Source organism: Variovorax sp. YR266, from assembly GCF_900107295.1.
Lineage (GTDB): Bacteria > Pseudomonadota > Gammaproteobacteria > Burkholderiales > Burkholderiaceae_C > Variovorax.
The window spans coordinates 375,574-389,581 of record NZ_FNPM01000008.1; the positions used below are offsets into that span (position 1 = coordinate 375,574).

At 66.7% G+C, this 14,008-nt stretch carries 18 protein-coding genes; 12 read left to right on the forward strand and 6 right to left on the reverse strand.

Features of this window, described 5'->3' with window-relative positions; all coding sequences use genetic code 11:
* Positions 1-3 precede the first annotated feature (3 nt).
* Complete coding sequence (kefC, locus tag BLW48_RS22345) at positions 4-1,869, reverse strand: glutathione-regulated potassium-efflux system protein KefC (protein ID WP_093057619.1); 1,866 nt, start codon at positions 1,867-1,869, stop codon at positions 4-6.
* Positions 1,870-1,871: 2 nt separating this feature from the next.
* Positions 1,872-2,621 (reverse strand): glutathione-regulated potassium-efflux system oxidoreductase KefF, encoded by a 750-nt coding sequence (locus BLW48_RS22350; protein WP_093177543.1) that lies wholly within the window; start codon positions 2,619-2,621, stop codon positions 1,872-1,874.
* A gap of 92 nt (positions 2,622-2,713) precedes the next feature.
* Between BLW48_RS22350 and BLW48_RS22355 the strand changes: the two genes are divergently transcribed.
* Positions 2,714-3,334 (forward strand): ParA family protein, encoded by a 621-nt coding sequence (locus BLW48_RS22355; RefSeq protein WP_093177544.1) that lies wholly within the window; start codon positions 2,714-2,716, stop codon positions 3,332-3,334.
* A 78-nt stretch (positions 3,335-3,412) separates the two neighbouring features.
* Positions 3,413-3,883 carry a MaoC family dehydratase gene (locus tag BLW48_RS22360; protein ID WP_093057622.1) on the forward strand — a complete coding sequence of 157 codons (471 nt, stop codon included), beginning with the start codon at positions 3,413-3,415 and terminating at the stop codon, positions 3,881-3,883.
* 27 nt (positions 3,884-3,910) lie between these two features.
* Here BLW48_RS22360 and BLW48_RS22365 read toward each other — a convergent pair whose 3' ends face one another.
* The 3 genes from BLW48_RS22365 to BLW48_RS22375 form a co-directional block, all read right to left on the reverse strand.
* Entirely contained in the window at positions 3,911-4,207 is a 297-nt protein-coding gene (locus BLW48_RS22365) for a DUF4148 domain-containing protein (RefSeq protein ID WP_093177546.1), read from the reverse strand.
* 126 nt (positions 4,208-4,333) lie between these two features.
* The gene (gene trmL / locus BLW48_RS22370; protein WP_093177600.1) at positions 4,334-4,795 is read right to left on the reverse strand and encodes a tRNA (uridine(34)/cytosine(34)/5-carboxymethylaminomethyluridine(34)-2'-O)-methyltransferase TrmL; all 462 of its coding nucleotides are present in this window, start codon (positions 4,793-4,795) and stop codon (positions 4,334-4,336) included.
* Between the two features lie 31 nt (positions 4,796-4,826).
* On the reverse strand, positions 4,827-5,561 hold the full coding sequence (locus BLW48_RS22375; RefSeq protein WP_093177547.1) for a ComF family protein: 735 nt from the start codon (positions 5,559-5,561) through the stop codon (positions 4,827-4,829).
* A gap of 23 nt (positions 5,562-5,584) precedes the next feature.
* Here BLW48_RS22375 and BLW48_RS22380 point away from each other — a divergent pair, with 23 nt between their 5' ends.
* The 8 genes from BLW48_RS22380 (at position 5,585) to BLW48_RS22410 (ending at position 12,149) form a co-directional block, all read left to right on the forward strand.
* Positions 5,585-6,499 carry a class I SAM-dependent methyltransferase gene (locus BLW48_RS22380; RefSeq protein ID WP_093177548.1) on the forward strand — a complete coding sequence of 305 codons (915 nt, stop codon included), beginning with the start codon at positions 5,585-5,587 and terminating at the stop codon, positions 6,497-6,499.
* 236 nt (positions 6,500-6,735) lie between these two features.
* Positions 6,736-7,212, forward strand: a complete 477-nt coding sequence (locus BLW48_RS22385) for a DUF2244 domain-containing protein (RefSeq protein WP_093057649.1) — start codon at positions 6,736-6,738, stop codon at positions 7,210-7,212.
* 61 nt (positions 7,213-7,273) lie between these two features.
* Positions 7,274-8,452 (forward strand): cytochrome c oxidase subunit II, encoded by a 1,179-nt coding sequence (gene coxB / locus BLW48_RS22390; RefSeq protein ID WP_093079525.1) that lies wholly within the window; start codon positions 7,274-7,276, stop codon positions 8,450-8,452.
* A gap of 46 nt (positions 8,453-8,498) precedes the next feature.
* Positions 8,499-10,139 (forward strand): cytochrome c oxidase subunit I, encoded by a 1,641-nt coding sequence (ctaD, locus tag BLW48_RS22395; protein ID WP_093057627.1) that lies wholly within the window; start codon positions 8,499-8,501, stop codon positions 10,137-10,139.
* A gap of 27 nt (positions 10,140-10,166) precedes the next feature.
* Complete coding sequence (locus BLW48_RS35655) at positions 10,167-10,280, forward strand: cytochrome oxidase small assembly protein (protein WP_019656111.1); 114 nt, start codon at positions 10,167-10,169, stop codon at positions 10,278-10,280.
* Positions 10,281-10,313: 33 nt separating this feature from the next.
* The gene (locus tag BLW48_RS22400; protein ID WP_093079523.1) at positions 10,314-10,967 is read left to right on the forward strand and encodes a cytochrome c oxidase assembly protein; all 654 of its coding nucleotides are present in this window, start codon (positions 10,314-10,316) and stop codon (positions 10,965-10,967) included.
* On the forward strand, positions 10,964-11,194 hold the full coding sequence (locus BLW48_RS22405) for a DUF2970 domain-containing protein (RefSeq protein ID WP_093057629.1): 231 nt from the start codon (positions 10,964-10,966) through the stop codon (positions 11,192-11,194). The genes BLW48_RS22400 and BLW48_RS22405 overlap by 4 nt, the downstream gene beginning before the upstream one ends.
* Before the next feature lie 73 nt (positions 11,195-11,267).
* A complete protein-coding gene (locus tag BLW48_RS22410) occupies positions 11,268-12,149 on the forward strand; it encodes a cytochrome c oxidase subunit 3 (RefSeq protein ID WP_093177550.1) in 882 nt (293 codons plus the stop codon).
* 77 nt (positions 12,150-12,226) lie between these two features.
* Here BLW48_RS22410 and BLW48_RS22415 read toward each other — a convergent pair whose 3' ends face one another.
* A complete protein-coding gene (locus BLW48_RS22415; protein WP_093057631.1) occupies positions 12,227-12,457 on the reverse strand; it encodes a twin transmembrane helix small protein in 231 nt (76 codons plus the stop codon).
* Positions 12,458-12,484: 27 nt separating this feature from the next.
* Here BLW48_RS22415 and BLW48_RS22420 point away from each other — a divergent pair, with 27 nt between their 5' ends.
* Positions 12,485-13,336: an SURF1 family protein gene (locus BLW48_RS22420; protein WP_093079518.1), complete on the forward strand. Its 852-nt coding sequence runs from the start codon at positions 12,485-12,487 to the stop codon at positions 13,334-13,336.
* On the forward strand, positions 13,323-14,003 hold the full coding sequence (locus BLW48_RS22425) for a hypothetical protein (RefSeq protein WP_093057633.1): 681 nt from the start codon (positions 13,323-13,325) through the stop codon (positions 14,001-14,003). Before BLW48_RS22420 ends, BLW48_RS22425 begins: the two co-directional genes overlap by 14 nt.
* Positions 14,004-14,008 lie beyond the last annotated feature (5 nt).

Genomic DNA, 14,008 nt, shown 5'->3' on the forward strand with positions numbered 1-14,008 from the left:
CCGCTACGCGTCCGCTTCTTCCTTCGGCGCGGTTTCCTCGCCGTCCAGCCGGTCCCAGTCGCGCCCCGAGCGGCGCTGCCGCTCCTCGCGCTCGCGCGCCATCTGCTCCTCGAACTGCTGCCGGCCCGCCTTGTTGGCGGCGATCAGCTTGGCGCGGTCCTTGTAGTGAGGATAGATCTCGTCGCTGAGCTTGATATTCCGGCGGCGAAAGCGCATGGTCGATTCGCGCGCTTCATGCGCCGGCCAGCCCAGCGCTTCGAGCGTCGCACGGGCGCTGCGCAGCGACGATTCGAACACCTCGCGCTCGACCTCCGTCACGCCGCGGTCGCGCAGCTGGAACAGGTGCGTCACGTTGCGTGCCCGCGCGATGATGCGGGCCTGCGGAAAGTTCTCCTTCACGAGATCGACGATTTCGAGCGACTGCTCGATGTCGTCCACCGCCACCACGATGGCTTTTGCCGTGCCGGCTCCCGCGGTGCGCAGCAGGTCGAGCCGGGTGGCGTCGCCGTAGAACACGCGAAAGCCGAACTGGCGCAGGCCTTCGACGGTGTCGGCGTCGTGGTCGAGCACCGTCACGCGCAGGCCCTGCGACATCAGCATGCGCCCGACGATCTGGCCGTAGCGGCCGAAGCCGCAGATCAGCACCTTGGCGTCCTGCTGCTCCGAAATTTCTTCGAGCTGCGGGCCCTGATTGCGGCTGTAGCGCGGCAGCACGAACTTGTCGAGCAGCACCAGCAGCAGCGGCGACAGCAGCATCGACAGCGCCACTGCGCCGATCAGCAGCGATGTGATCTCGGGCGGCAGCACATCGGGCCCCGCGGCCTGGAACACCACGAATGCGAACTCGCCGCCCTGCGCGAGCAACAGCGTGAACACGGGCCGCTCCTGGTAGGCGATGCCCATCGCCTTGGCGAGCGAATAGATCACCACCAGCTTGATGACCATGAAGCCGACCACCAGCATCGCCATGACCCACGGGCTCGCGATCAGCACGCCGAAGTTGATCGACATGCCCACGGCAATGAAGAACAGGCCCAGCAGCAGGCCCTTGAAGGGCTCGATGTCGGTTTCGAGCTCGCGCCGGTATTCGCTTTCTGCCAGCAGCACGCCGGCGAGAAAGGCGCCGAGCGCCATCGACAGGCCCACCAGCTGCATCAGCGCCGCGATGGCCACCACCAGCAAGAGGGCGGCGGCGGTGAAGATCTCGGGCGTGTCGCTGCGCGCGATCCAGCGCAGGATGGGGCGCAGCAGCAGCCGGCCGCCGAGGATGATGCCGCCGATCACGCCGAGGATCTTCGCGGCTTCCAGCGCCCGCTCCAGCCCGGTGATCGACTGCTCGGCCGCGGTGGCGCCGGCAAGCAGCGGCAGCAGCGCGAGGATGGGGATGGCCGCCACGTCCTGGAACAGCAGGATCGAGAAGCCGGCCTGCCCGCTGGGCGTCTTTAGCAGGTTGCGCTCGCCGAACACCTGCAGCGCGATGGCGGTGGACGACAGCGCCAGGCCCAGCGCGGCCACCAGTGCCACGCGCCATTCGGCGCCCACGGCCCAGCCCACGGCGAACAGCACCACGGCGCAGCTCAGCACCTGCGCTGCGCCCCAGCCGAAGATGGGACGGCGCAGGCTCCACAGGCGCTTGGGTTCGAGTTCGAGGCCCACGAGAAACAGCATCAGCACCACGCCGAACTCGGCGAAATGCAGCACGTCCTCGACGCTGGACACGAGCCCCAGTCCCCAGGGGCCGATGGCGATGCCGGCCACAAGGTAGCCGATGATCGAGCCGAGGCCCAGGGCCTTCGAAAGCGGCACCACCAGCACGGCGGCGCCAAGATAGATAAGGCTGCTGGTCAGCCAGGCGGGTGCGTGTTCCATGCTCAGGCCGCCTTCTTGCCGTGGTTGTCTGCGGAGGCGTTCGCAAGGCCGTGGGTCACGGCGGCATGGAAGGCGCTGGAGGCCGCCTTGTCGAGCTCATCGATCTCGGCCGGCCGGTCGCTCTCGGGCACGGGGCAGGCCACGCAGGCGTCGATCTCCTCGATCTCGGGCCAGTCGGGGTAGCTGCCCAGGCGCTGGGCGAAGGTTTCGACATGCGACTTCACATCCGCCTCGCTGGCGCTGCGCGCGCCGTAGAAGATCAGCGGCGGCAGAAAGCGCATGCCGCACAGCGCGGCGGTCTGCTCGTAGGGCGGCAGGAAGGCGTCGAAAAAGTAGCGGTGGTAGTTCTGCGGGTGGTAGCTCGCTTCGGGGCTGCCCGTGGTGGCGACCAGCCACAAGTCCTTGCCCTGCAGGGCCGTGCCGCCGGGACCATAGGCCCAGCCGTAGCTGAGCACGTCGTCGACCCAGAGCTTCTGCAGCGCGGGCATCGAGTACCACTGGATCGGGTGCATCAGCACCACGAGGCTGGCCTGGGCGAGCCGGGCCTGCTCGGCCTCGACGTCGATGGCGAAGTCGGGGTAGCTGCCGTAGAGGTCGTTCACGTCGACGCCGGGCACTGCGCGCGCGGCGGCGAGCATGCGGCGGTTGACTCGGGAGTCGCGCCAGTGCGGGTGCGCCGCCAGCACGTAGATGCCGCTGGAATTGCCGCCGGAGCTGTCGGCGGGATTTCCCATGGATGTTGTTGTCGTCATCCCGCGAACATATCTCAGTCGGGGCCGATGCGTCGGGCAAAAACGCGCCAGCGACTACCATTCCAGCTGTCCCAGTTCTGGAGGAGAGCTTTATGCCGGTGGTTCTGGTCGCCAATCCCAAGGGTGGGGTCGGCAAGTCGACGATCGCGACGAATGTCGCGGGCTATTTCGCAAGCCGTGGTCATGCCGTGATGCTGGGCGACGTGGATCGCCAGCAGTCTTCGCGGCTCTGGCTGGGCCTGCGTCCGCCGCTGGCCAGGCCCATCGCCACTTGGGAGGCCACGGGCGAGAGCACGGTGGTGCGGCCGCCGCGCGGCACCACGCACGCGGTGCTCGACACGCCGGCCGGCCTGCACGGCTGGCGCTTCAAGGAGGTGCTGGCACTGGCCGACCGCGTGATCGTGCCGCTGCAGCCGAGCATCTTCGACATCTACGCGACACGCGATTTCCTCGACCGGCTGCAGGAGAACCGCCGCGCCGAGAAAACGAAGATCGGCCTCGTCGGCATGCGCGTGAACGCCCGCACGCTGGCGGCCGACCGGCTCCACGAGTTCATCGCCGGGCTCGGCGTGCCGGTGATCGGCGAGCTGCGCGACACGCAAAACTACGTGCAGCTCGCGGCGCGCGGGCTCACGCTGTTCGACATCGCTCCCGGCCGTGTGCAGCGCGACCTGGAGCAGTGGCAGCCGATCTGCGAATGGCTCGACGCCTGAGCCGCCAGCCTGCTCCCGGTTTTCCCTGAGCCCGGTTGTCGCCCGCCCGACAGCCGTGCGGGCGCCCCAGACGCCAGAATGCCTCGCATGACAAAAAAGACATTCCAGACCCTTCAGGATCTCGCTGCCTGCGTCGGCCAGGAAGTCGCCGTGAGCGACTGGATCACCATCACGCAGGAGCAGGTCAACCAGTTCGCCGAGGCGACGGGTGACCACCAGTGGATCCATGTCGACATCGAGCGAGCCAAGGCCGGCCCCTTCGGCGGGCCGATTGCCCACGGTTTCCTGACGCTGTCGCTGCTGCCGCGCTTCTACGAAACGGCACTCGACGTGGTCGAGTCGCGCATGGGCGTGAACTACGGCTTGAACAAGGTGCGCTTCATGTCGCCGGTGCCGGTGGGCAAGCGCCTGCGGGCTCGCATGAAGCTGCTGACCTCAGAGGCGATTGCCAACGATGGCTTCCAGATGACCTGGGAAACCACCATCGAACTCGAAGGCGCCGCCAAGCCGGCCTGCGTGGCCGAGTCGGTGGTGCGCCGCTACCGCTGAGAAAGCGGCAGCCTTCCCTCTTTCTTCTTACATCCGGCGCTCGGCCACTTCGCCGTAGGTGGCCGCACCCTGGCGGGTGATGCTCAGTGCACTGGCGCGCACCGCATTGCGGTCGACGTTGCCGCTCCTGGCCTGCTGCACGCCGGTGCCGCCGTTGCTGATCTGCAGCGGCTGGCGCGCTTCGGCCTGCACTTGCGCGCGCGACAGCGTCGACTGGAAAGACGCGGGCGGCAGCGGGTTCTGTTCACCCTGGAAGGCCTGGGCGCTGCTGGCGAGGGCGAGCGTGGCGAAGGCGGAAAAGGCAATCGACTTGATGGCATTCATGGCAAGACTCCTTGGGGCAAGGTGGTGGATGGACCAGATGCCGAGTCGCTTTTGCGGCCGGCATGTCTTCCATACGGCGCGTCTTGCCGATCGGATGTGCCCCTGATGTTCGAAGGGGCGACCGCTTCAGCCGAAGCTGTTCTGCCGCCAGGCCTCGAACACCGTCACGGCCACCGCATTCGAGAGGTTCAGGCTGCGCTGCCCTTCGCGCATCGGCAGCCGCAAGCGCTGCGGCTCGGCGAAGCTGTCGCGCACGGCGGGCGGCAGGCCGCTGGTCTCCGAGCCGAACACCAGCCAGTCGCCGGGCTGGAAGCGCACGTCGTGCACGGCCCGCGTGCCGCGCGTGGTGAGGGCGAACATGCGATCGGCGGCAGGCTGCTCGGCGGCGAGCAGGGCCTGCCAGTCGGCATGGCGCTTGACCTCGGCGTACTCGTGATAGTCGAGCCCGGCGCGGCGCAGCAGGCGGTCGTCCATCGAAAAGCCCAGCGGCTCGACCAGGTGCAGCGTGCAGCCGGTGTTGGCTGCGAGCCGGATCACGTTGCCGGTGTTCGGCGGGATTTCGGGGTGGACCAGGACGATATGGAACATGCGCCCATTGTCGGCGCGCCGCATCGAAGGCTCAGCGCGGCGGATCGGTCCGGGCCAGCACGACGGCGGTGATGTGGGCCGCACCAGCCAGCCGCAGCACCTCGGCGGCCGTGAACAGCGAGGCGCCGCTGGTCATCACGTCGTCGACCAGCAGGCCGCGCAGCTTTTCGGCGCGCAGCGGCTCCACCGCGAAGGCGCCGTGCAGGTTGCGTAATCGGTCGGCGCGCGAAAGGCCGCTCTGGGCGGGCGTCTCGCGGGTGCGCAGGAGCAGGGTGGCGTCAGTCTTGGAAGGTGCCAGCCGCCGCGCCAGTTCGTGCGCCTGGTTGAAGCCGCGTTCGCGCAGCCGGCGGGGCGCCAGCGGCATCGGCAGCACGACGTCGCAGGCCTCCAGGGCCGGCTCTACCCAGGGCGCGCTGCGCAGCAGCGTGGCGAACGGCCCGGCCCAGCCTGCCTCGCCACGGAACTTGAAGGCTGCGATGGCGTCCGGCCACGGCCACGCGTAGGTGCAGGCCGCGAGGCAGGCGTCCAGCGGCGGCGGGTGCTTCACGCATTCACCGCAGCGGCTCACGCCCTCGGGCACGGGCAGGGCGCAGCTGCCGCATCGCGCGGTGGGCGGTGCGAAGCGGGCCACGCAGGCATCGCACACCGGGCGCGAAGGCCAGGCGCGGCAGACCGCGCACTGGCTGGGCAGCCGCGCAAGCAGCGAAGTGAGGGCCCCGAAAGGCCTGAAAGGCAGGAAAGGCCACAGGGCCCGATGGCTGAGCATTGCCTCAATATACTCACGGCCCCATGGCCACCGACCCCTCACGACGACCGCCGACCATCGATGCCACGGCGGCGGCCCGCTGGCGCCGGCTTGCGCCTGCCGACGGCTCCCCCTGGCTGCACGAGGAAATCGGCCGCCGCATGGAAGACCGGCTGCAATGGATCAAGGCCCAGCCCCGGACTTGGGCCGACTGGGCGCCGCTGCGCAGCGGCCTCGAGGCGCACGAGCTCGTCGCCCGCCGCTACAAGGACGCCGCTTCTTTCGTGATCGAACCCGAGCCCGGGCTGGCCGCCGCAACCGGCCAGGCGCTGAGCGCGCCGTGGTGGAGCGCGCGCCGCTGGCAAGCCGGTAAGGCGCGCTTCGACGCACCGCCTGAAGACGGCGTCGACCTGCTCTGGGCCAACATGTCGCTGCACATGGCGGCCGACCCCGAAGCGCTCATTTCGCACTGGCACAAGCTGGTGGCGACCGACGGTTTTCTCATGTTCTCCTGCCTCGGGCCCGACACGGTGCGAGAGCTGCGCGCACTGCATGCCCGCCTCGGCTGGCCGGCCGCGGGCCATGAGTTCACCGACATGCACGACTGGGGCGACATGCTGGTGCACGCCGGCTTCGCCGAGCCGGTGATGGACATGGAGCGCATCGTGCTGACCTGGGCCACGCCCGAAGCGGCGCTGGCCGAGCTGCGCACGCTGGGCCGCAACCTGCACCCGGCGCGCTTTGCGGCGCTGCGCGGCAAGGCCTGGCACCAGTCATTGAAGAAGGCGCTGCCCGAGCTCGCGCCGGCCGAAGAAGGAGGCGGGCGCATCGCGCTGACCTTCGAGGTTATCTACGGCCACGCGTTCAAGCCGGCGCCGCGCGTGTCGTTGTCGGCCGAAAGCGCGGTGTCGCTGCGCGAGATGCGCTCGATGCTGCAACGAGGTCGTCCGGGCGCTTGATCGCCCGTTCGATCTCCTGTTGATCGTGCGGCAAAAACGCATGGCGCACGAGCCGTTTTTTGCCTACTAGTAGTGACCCGTAGGCGTCCCATAGGGCACTCGGGCGCAGATATCTACCCGCTACAATCCGCCGTTGCGTGAAACTCGCGGGTATTGTCCCGCGATCGAGGGGTGTCGAATCCTGTTTGTACGAGGGGTTTGGCGACCGTCGACGCACCGATTTGCTGAACTCGCCCGTGTCGAATTCCGTGTTTCGATTTGCCACCGTTTCAGGCCAGAGCATCCACTGGTTCCTGAAGCGGAATTGCTCGGTGACGCCGAGCCAGCTGGGCTGGCTCTACGCCTCGCTGTGCGTGGTATCGCTCGGCATCGGCACCCTGTTCTGGCTGCACGGTGCGCCGCTGGTACTGCCTTTTGCCTGGCTTGAACTGGCCGCTGTCGGATTTGCGTTCATGGTCTATGCACGGCATGCGACCGACGGCGAAAAGATCGCGCTGCAGGAAGGGCGGCTCGTCGTGGAGCTCGAGAACGGCGGGCACTACGAACGCACGGAATTTCTTCCGCACCAGGTGCGGATCGAACCCCAGACCGGCGATCGCTCGCTGATCGAGGTCTCGGGGCAGGGTCGATCGGTCAGGGTGGGGCGCTATGTACGCCCGGAGTTGCGTGCGGCGTTGGCCCGCGAGATTCGCATGGCGTTGCGTGGCGCCTGAGGGGGCTCGCGCAGTGCTGCACGGTTGGGTTTGTCGAAAAAATTGAAGAAACGTGAACACGATGAAGAGCATTTGGCGCAATAAGTACAGGCCGGCGAATCTGTTGCTGGCGGCCGGCGCGGCTTTCAGCAGCGCGGCGCACGCAGTCAACGATCTGCCCGGCGGCCCCTCGGTGCGCCAGTTGAATCTTCCGGTCGGCGTGACCAAGATCGCGCAGGAGCAGCATCTGCTCCACACGATCATGATGATCCTGTGCACGGTCATCTTCGTCGCCGTGTTCGCGGTCATGTTCTATTCGATCTGGAAGCACCGCAAGTCGGTCGGCCACAAGGCGGCCAACTTCCATGAATCGGTGGTGGTCGAGGTCATCTGGACCATCGTGCCCTTCCTCATCGTGATCGTGATGGCGCTGCCCGCCACCAAGGTGCTGGTGGCCCAGAAGGACACCACCAACGCCGACCTCACGATCAAGACCACGGGCTACCAGTGGAAGTGGGGCTACGACTACCTGAACGGCGAAGGCGAGGGCCTGGCCTTCATCTCCACGCTCGACAGCTCGCAGCGCGCCATGTCCGATGCAGGCGCCAAGGGCGCGATGCCCGACGACTACCTGCTCAAGGTCGACAACCCGCTGGTGGTGCCGGTCAACAAGAAGATCCGCATCATCACCACCGCGAACGACGTGATCCACGCCTTCGCCGTGCCGCAGCTGGGCCTCAAGCAGGACGCGATCCCCGGCTTCGTGCGCGACACCTGGTTCCGCGCCGAGACTGTGGGCGACTACTACGGCCAGTGCCAGGAACTGTGCGGCAAGGAACACGCCTACATGCCGATCCACGTGAAGGTGGTCTCGTCCGCCGACTACACGACCTGGGTGGCAGCCAAGCGCAAGGAAGCCGCCGCCAAGCTCGACGACCCGACCAAGGTCTGGGCGCTGCCCGACATGCTGGTGCGCGGCGAGAAGGTCTACGCCGCCAACTGCGCCGCCTGCCACCAGGCCAACGGCAAGGGCGCTGGCCCGATCAAGCCGCTCGACGGCTCCCCGAAGGTGACCGACGCCGATCACAAGATCCAGCTGACGGTGCTGCTCACCGGCCAGAACAACGGCGCGATGCCTTCCTGGAAGCAGCTGAGCGATACCGATCTCGCGGCAGTGGCCACGTACACCAAGAACAGCTGGTCGAACAAGACGGGCCAGCTGGTGCAGCCGGCCGAAGTGCTGGCCCTGCGCGCCAAGTGATGCGGCAGCAGCGCCCCGCGACGAAGAAATTGCAAGGAACAACGAAATGAGTGCAGTCCTCGACCCCCACGGTCACGCAGTCCCCGGCGACCACGCACACGACGAGCATCACGATCACCATGCGCCCACCGGCTGGCGCCGCTGGGTGTTCGCGACCAACCACAAGGACATCGGCACGCTCTACCTGCTGTTCAGCTTCACGATGCTGATGGTGGGCGGCGTGCTCGCTCTGCTGATCCGCGCCGAGCTGTTCCAGCCCGGCCTGCAGCTGGTGAACCCCGAGCTCTTCAACCAGTTCACCACCATGCACGGCCTGATCATGGTGTTCGGCGCCATCATGCCGGCCTTCGTGGGCTTCGCGAACTGGATGATCCCGCTGCAGGTGGGCGCCTCCGACATGGCGTTCGCGCGCATGAACAACTTCAGCTTCTGGCTGCTGATCCCGGCGGCGCTGATGCTGGTGGGCTCGTTCTTCATGCCCGGCGGCGCACCCGCTGCCGGCTGGACGCTGTACGCGCCGCTCACGCTGCAGATGGGCCCCTCGATGGACGCCGGCATCTTCGCGATGCACATCATGGGCGCCTCGTCGATCATGGGTTCGATCAACATCATCGTCACCATCCTCAACATGCGCGCCCCCGGCATGACGCTGATGAAGATGCCGATGTTCTGCTGGACCTGGCTCATCACCGCCTACCTGCTGATCGCCGTGATGCCCGTGCTCGCCGGCGCCATCACGATGACGCTGACCGACCGCCACTTCGGCACCAGCTTCTTCAACCCCGCCGGCGGCGGCGACCCGGTGATGTACCAGCACATCTTCTGGTTCTTCGGCCACCCCGAGGTCTACATCATGATCTTGCCGGCCTTCGGCATCATCAGCCAGGTGGTGCCGGCCTTTGCCCGCAAGCGCCTGTTCGGCTACGCCTCGATGGTGTACGCCACTTCGTCGATCGCCATCCTGTCGTTCATCGTGTGGGCGCACCACATGTTCACGACCGGCATGCCGCTCACCGGCCAGCTGTTCTTCATGTACGCGACCATGCTGATCGCGGTGCCTACGGCCGTGAAGATCTTCAACTGGATCGCGACCATGTGGCAGGGCTCGATGACCTTCGAGACGCCCATGCTGTTCGCGGTCGGCTTCATCTTCGTGTTCACGATGGGCGGCTTCACCGGCCTGATCCTGGCCGTTGCGCCCATCGACACGCAGCTGCAGGACACCTACTACGTGGTGGCCCACTTCCATTACGTGCTGGTGGCCGGCTCGCTGTTCGCCATGTTCTCGGGCTTCTACTACTGGGTGCCCAAGTGGACCGGCGTGATGTACAACGAAACGCGCGGCAAGGTGCACTTCTGGTGGTCGCTGATCTCGTTCAACGTGACCTTCTTCCCGATGCACTTCCTGGGCCTGGCCGGCATGCCGCGACGCTATGCCGACTACCCGATGCAGTTCGCCGATTTCAACGCCGTGGCGTCGGTCGGTGCGTTCTTCTTCGGCTTCGCTCAGGTGTACTTCTTCCTCTTCATCGTGCTGCCCACCATGCGCGGCAAGGGCGAGAAGGCCACGCAAAAGCCGTGGGAAGGCGCCGAGGGCCTCGAATGGGAAGTGCCTTCGCCGGCACCGTTCCACACCTTCGAGAACCCGCCCAAGCTCGACGCGACCGCCACCAAGGTGATCGGCTGATCGCCCGGTGACTGAATCGAAAGCACGATGACACCCGAACAGAAAAGGAACAACCGCCGCATGGGGCTCACGCTGGCCTCCATCGCGGTGGTGTTCTTCATCGGCTTCATCGTTCGCATGGTCTGGTTCAGCGGCCGCTGAACCGCCACCCACGCAACGAACGGGAGCACACGCATGAGCCTCGGTCCACGCATCCGCCGCGCCAATGTCCGCATGGTCGGCAAGCTGGCCGTCGTGGCCTGCGGCATGTTCGCGTTCGGCTATGCGCTGGTGCCGATGTACCGCGCCATCTGCGAGATGACCGGCATCAACATCCTCGCGCTCTCCGAGCTCGAAGTGCCGGGCGGTGCCAGCGGCGGCAAGAACGTGCGCGTGCCCGACAACACGCAGGTCGACATGACTCGCACCATCACGGTCGAGTTCGACTCCAACGTGCGCGGCGGCCTCTGGGACTTCAAGCCTGCGGAGCGGACCATCCAGGTGCACCCGGGCCAGCTCAACACGGTGATGTACGAGTTCCAGAACGTGCAGAACCGCCGCATGGCCGCGCAGGCCATTCCGAGCTACGCGCCGCAGCAGGCCGCGCCGTACTTCAACAAGCTCGAGTGCTTCTGCTTCAACCAGTACACGCTCGATCCGGGCGAGAAGAAGCAGTGGCCGGTCGCGTTCGTGATCGACCCCAAGATTTCCAAAGACGTGAAGACCATCACGCTGTCGTACACCTTCTTCGAAGTGGGCGGCAAGACACCCGCGGCGCCGGTGGCCGCTGGTGTGAATCCTGCGCCGGTGGCCGCCGTTTCGAACACCGCCAATGAGCCGCGCTCGTGACCGATCCGCAGAACCAGCCAAGGCCCCGGCCGAAGGCTTCGCTGTGGGACACAGTGAAGGCGGTGGGCTGGTCGTTCTTCGGTGTTCGCAAGAACAGCGCCTACCAGGAAGACCTGGGCAAGCTGAACCCGCTGCACATCATCGCGGTGGCGTTCGTGGCCGTGATCGTCTTCGTGGTCGCGCTGGTGCTGCTGGTGCGCCATGTGGTCGCATCGGCCGCAGCCTGACTGACGAAAAAGCATTCCGCGACAGTAAGCAGAATCCATTGAATCGAGAGAAGAAAGAAAGCCAGGAGCTGATATGAGTTCAACCACCCACGGCACCACGCCCTACTACTTCGTGCCCGGACCGTCTGCCTATCCGGTCTCGGCCGCGATCGGCCTGTTCTTCGTGATCCTGGGTGCCGCGCAATGGATCAATGGCCACGAGTGGGGCGCGTGGTCCCTGCTGGCGGGCATGCTGATCTGGCTCGGCACGCTGTTCGTGTGGTTCCGCACCGCCATCGGCGAAAGCGAGAGCGGCCAGTACGGTCACAAGGTCGACCTCTCGTTCCGCTGGAGCATGAGCTGGTTCATCTTCTCGGAAGTGATGTTCTTCGGCGCGTTCTTCACCGCGCTGTGGTGGGCCCGCACCCATTCGCTGCCCGCGCTCGGCAGCCTGGACAACGCGATCCTCTGGCCCGACTTCAAGGCTGTGTGGCCCAGCGTCGCCGCAGGCGCGACCGCTTCGCCGGCCGGCATCGTCGAGCCCTTCCAGACCGTCGGCCCGTTCTGGCTGCCCACGATCAACACCGCGCTGCTGCTGAGCTCGGGCGTGACGCTCACCATTGCCCACCATGCGCTGCGTGCCGGCCACCGTGCACAAACGATCCGCTTCATGTGGCTCACCGTGCTGCTCGGCATGATCTTCCTGGGCGTGCAGGGCTACGAGTACCACCACCTGTACACCGAACTGAACCTCAAGCTCAGCTCGGGCACCTACGGTTCGACTTTCTTCATGCTGACGGGCTTCCACGGCCTGCACGTGTTCATCGGCATGCTGATGCTGCTGTTCATCACGCTGCGCCTGCGCAAGGGCCACTTCACGCCGGAGCGCCACTTCGGCTTCGAAGGCGCGGCCTGGTACTGGCACTTCGTGGACGTGGTCTGGCTCGGCCTCTACATGCTGGTCTATTGGCTTTGAGCGAAGAACCTCGCGGCATTCCACGAAAAAGGCGCCGTAAGGCGCCTTTTTCATGGTTCTCGTGGAACGAGCACCATCTACTTGCCGAGCGGGAGTCCGGTGGGCTGGATGTAGCCGAGTTTCCAGGCGAGCAGCATGCAGAGGAACAAAAACACCGACAGGCCGATCCGAAAGGTGAGCGCTCGCGCCATGCCGCCGCTCTTGGCGCGCCCGTTGCGCCCGTCCTTCAGCATGAAGTACAGGGCGAACGCGAGGCTCGCGAAGATGCCCAGGAACACCAGGGCGACGAAATATTTCATGACCCGCATTATCGGCCGCACGCCCCGTTCTCTCCAGTGACCCCTGAACCCTTGTATTCCGAAGACCGGCGCCGCCCGGGCCGTTTCTGGCTGATCACCATCGCCGCCGTGCTGACCGTGGCGGCCACCGTTTCGCTAGGCCGCTGGCAGCTCTCGCGCGCCGCGCAGAAGGAAGCGCTGCAGGCCGACATCGACGCCCAGAAGCTCAAGCCGGCGCTGACCCAGGCCGAATTCCTGGCGCTGGAGAAAGCCTCCGACTCGCTGCACCGTCCGGTGCGCCTGCGCGGGCTCTGGCTGCCAACGCAGACCGTGTACCTCGACAACCGCCAGATGCACGGCACGCCCGGCTTCTACGTGCTGACGCCCTTCGCCCTCGAAGGCACCGAGCAGGCGGTGATGGTGCAGCGCGGCTGGATCCAGCGCAATTTCGTCGATCGCACGCAGCTGGGTGCGGTCGAGACGCCAGCCGGCATCGTCGAGGTCACGGGCCTGATCGAGCCGCCGCCGAGCCATCTGCTGGAGCTGGGCACGTCCGCACCGACGCCCGTGCCCGCCGCCTCTGCACCCGCCACGGCAGCCTCCGCGCCGGCCGCCCCGGCACCGGCCGCCGAAGGGTATTCGCCCATCCGGCAAAATCTCGACCTGGAGGCCTTCCGTGCCGAGACCAAACTGCCGCTGCGCACCGACGTGTCGCTGCAGCAGAGCGGACCGGCTTCCGAGGGCCTGCAGCGCGACTGGCCGGCCCCGGCGCTGGGCCTGGAGAGGCACTACGGTTACGCATTCCAGTGGTTCGGCCTGTCGGCCCTCGTCGTCATCCTCTATGTCTGGTTCCAATTCATCACACCCTTCCGCCGCTCAAGGCGCCGCGCACGCGATGGCCGCTTCTGACGAGCCGCTGGGCCTGACGGTGCATTCGATGCCGTCGCCCAACCAGGCGCTCGACGGTGCGGAGGGCCGGCGCACGGTCGTCGGGCGCTGGAAGATGATCGCCGTGATGCTGATGTGCGCGGCGCCGGTCATTGCCTCGTACTTCACCTACTACGTGATCCGGCCCGAAGGCCGCAGCGTCTATGGCGAGCTGATCGATCCGCAGCACGAGCTGCCGAAGCTGATCGCCACCGACCGCAACGGCGCTCCGGTCGACTTCGCCACGCTCAAGGGCCAATGGCTGCTGGTGGCCGTGGCCGATGCCGCCTGCGACGCGCTGTGCGAGCAGCAGCTCTACCTGCAACGGCAACTGCGTGAAAGCCTGGGCCGCGAGAAAGACCGCATGGACCGCGTCTGGCTCGTGAGCGACGCCGCTCCCGTGCCTGAGCGCCTGAACAACGGCCTGCACGGCGCCACCGTGCTGCGCGTGCCGGCCGACCAACTGGCCAAGTGGCTCGCGCCTGTGCAGGGCCACTCGCTGGCCGAGCACCTGTACGTGGTCGACCCGATGGGCAACTGGATGATGCGTTTCCCCGCCCGCATGGACGCCGCCGGCGCCGGCCGCGCCAAGCGCGACCTCGATCGCCTGCTGCGCGCCTCGGCGTCGTGGGACGAACCGGGCCGCTGAGACCT

Bases quoted from the DNA above. Each gene is read 5' to 3' on its own strand.
- BLW48_RS22415 (WP_093057631.1), bottom strand. From the start codon at position 12,457: ATGCGGGTCATGAAATATTTCGTCGCCCTGGTGTTCCTGGGCATCTTC.
- kefC (WP_093057619.1), bottom strand. From the start codon at position 1,869: ATGGAACACGCACCCGCCTGGCTGACCAGCAGCCTTATCTATCTTGGC.
- ctaD (WP_093057627.1), top strand. From the start codon at position 8,499: ATGAGTGCAGTCCTCGACCCCCACGGTCACGCAGTCCCCGGCGACCAC.
- BLW48_RS22375 (WP_093177547.1), bottom strand. From the start codon at position 5,561: ATGCTCAGCCATCGGGCCCTGTGGCCTTTCCTGCCTTTCAGGCCTTTC.
- BLW48_RS22355 (WP_093177544.1), top strand. From the start codon at position 2,714: ATGCCGGTGGTTCTGGTCGCCAATCCCAAGGGTGGGGTCGGCAAGTCG.
- BLW48_RS22360 (WP_093057622.1), top strand. From the start codon at position 3,413: ATGCCTCGCATGACAAAAAAGACATTCCAGACCCTTCAGGATCTCGCT.
- coxB (WP_093079525.1), top strand. From the start codon at position 7,274: ATGAAGAGCATTTGGCGCAATAAGTACAGGCCGGCGAATCTGTTGCTG.
- BLW48_RS22365 (WP_093177546.1), bottom strand. From the start codon at position 4,207: ATGAATGCCATCAAGTCGATTGCCTTTTCCGCCTTCGCCACGCTCGCC.
- BLW48_RS22400 (WP_093079523.1), top strand. From the start codon at position 10,314: ATGAGCCTCGGTCCACGCATCCGCCGCGCCAATGTCCGCATGGTCGGC.
- BLW48_RS22410 (WP_093177550.1), top strand. From the start codon at position 11,268: ATGAGTTCAACCACCCACGGCACCACGCCCTACTACTTCGTGCCCGGA.
- BLW48_RS22380 (WP_093177548.1), top strand. From the start codon at position 5,585: ATGGCCACCGACCCCTCACGACGACCGCCGACCATCGATGCCACGGCG.
- BLW48_RS35655 (WP_019656111.1), top strand. From the start codon at position 10,167: ATGACACCCGAACAGAAAAGGAACAACCGCCGCATGGGGCTCACGCTG.
- BLW48_RS22350 (WP_093177543.1), bottom strand. From the start codon at position 2,621: ATGACGACAACAACATCCATGGGAAATCCCGCCGACAGCTCCGGCGGC.
- BLW48_RS22425 (WP_093057633.1), top strand. From the start codon at position 13,323: ATGGCCGCTTCTGACGAGCCGCTGGGCCTGACGGTGCATTCGATGCCG.
- trmL (WP_093177600.1), bottom strand. From the start codon at position 4,795: ATGTTCCATATCGTCCTGGTCCACCCCGAAATCCCGCCGAACACCGGC.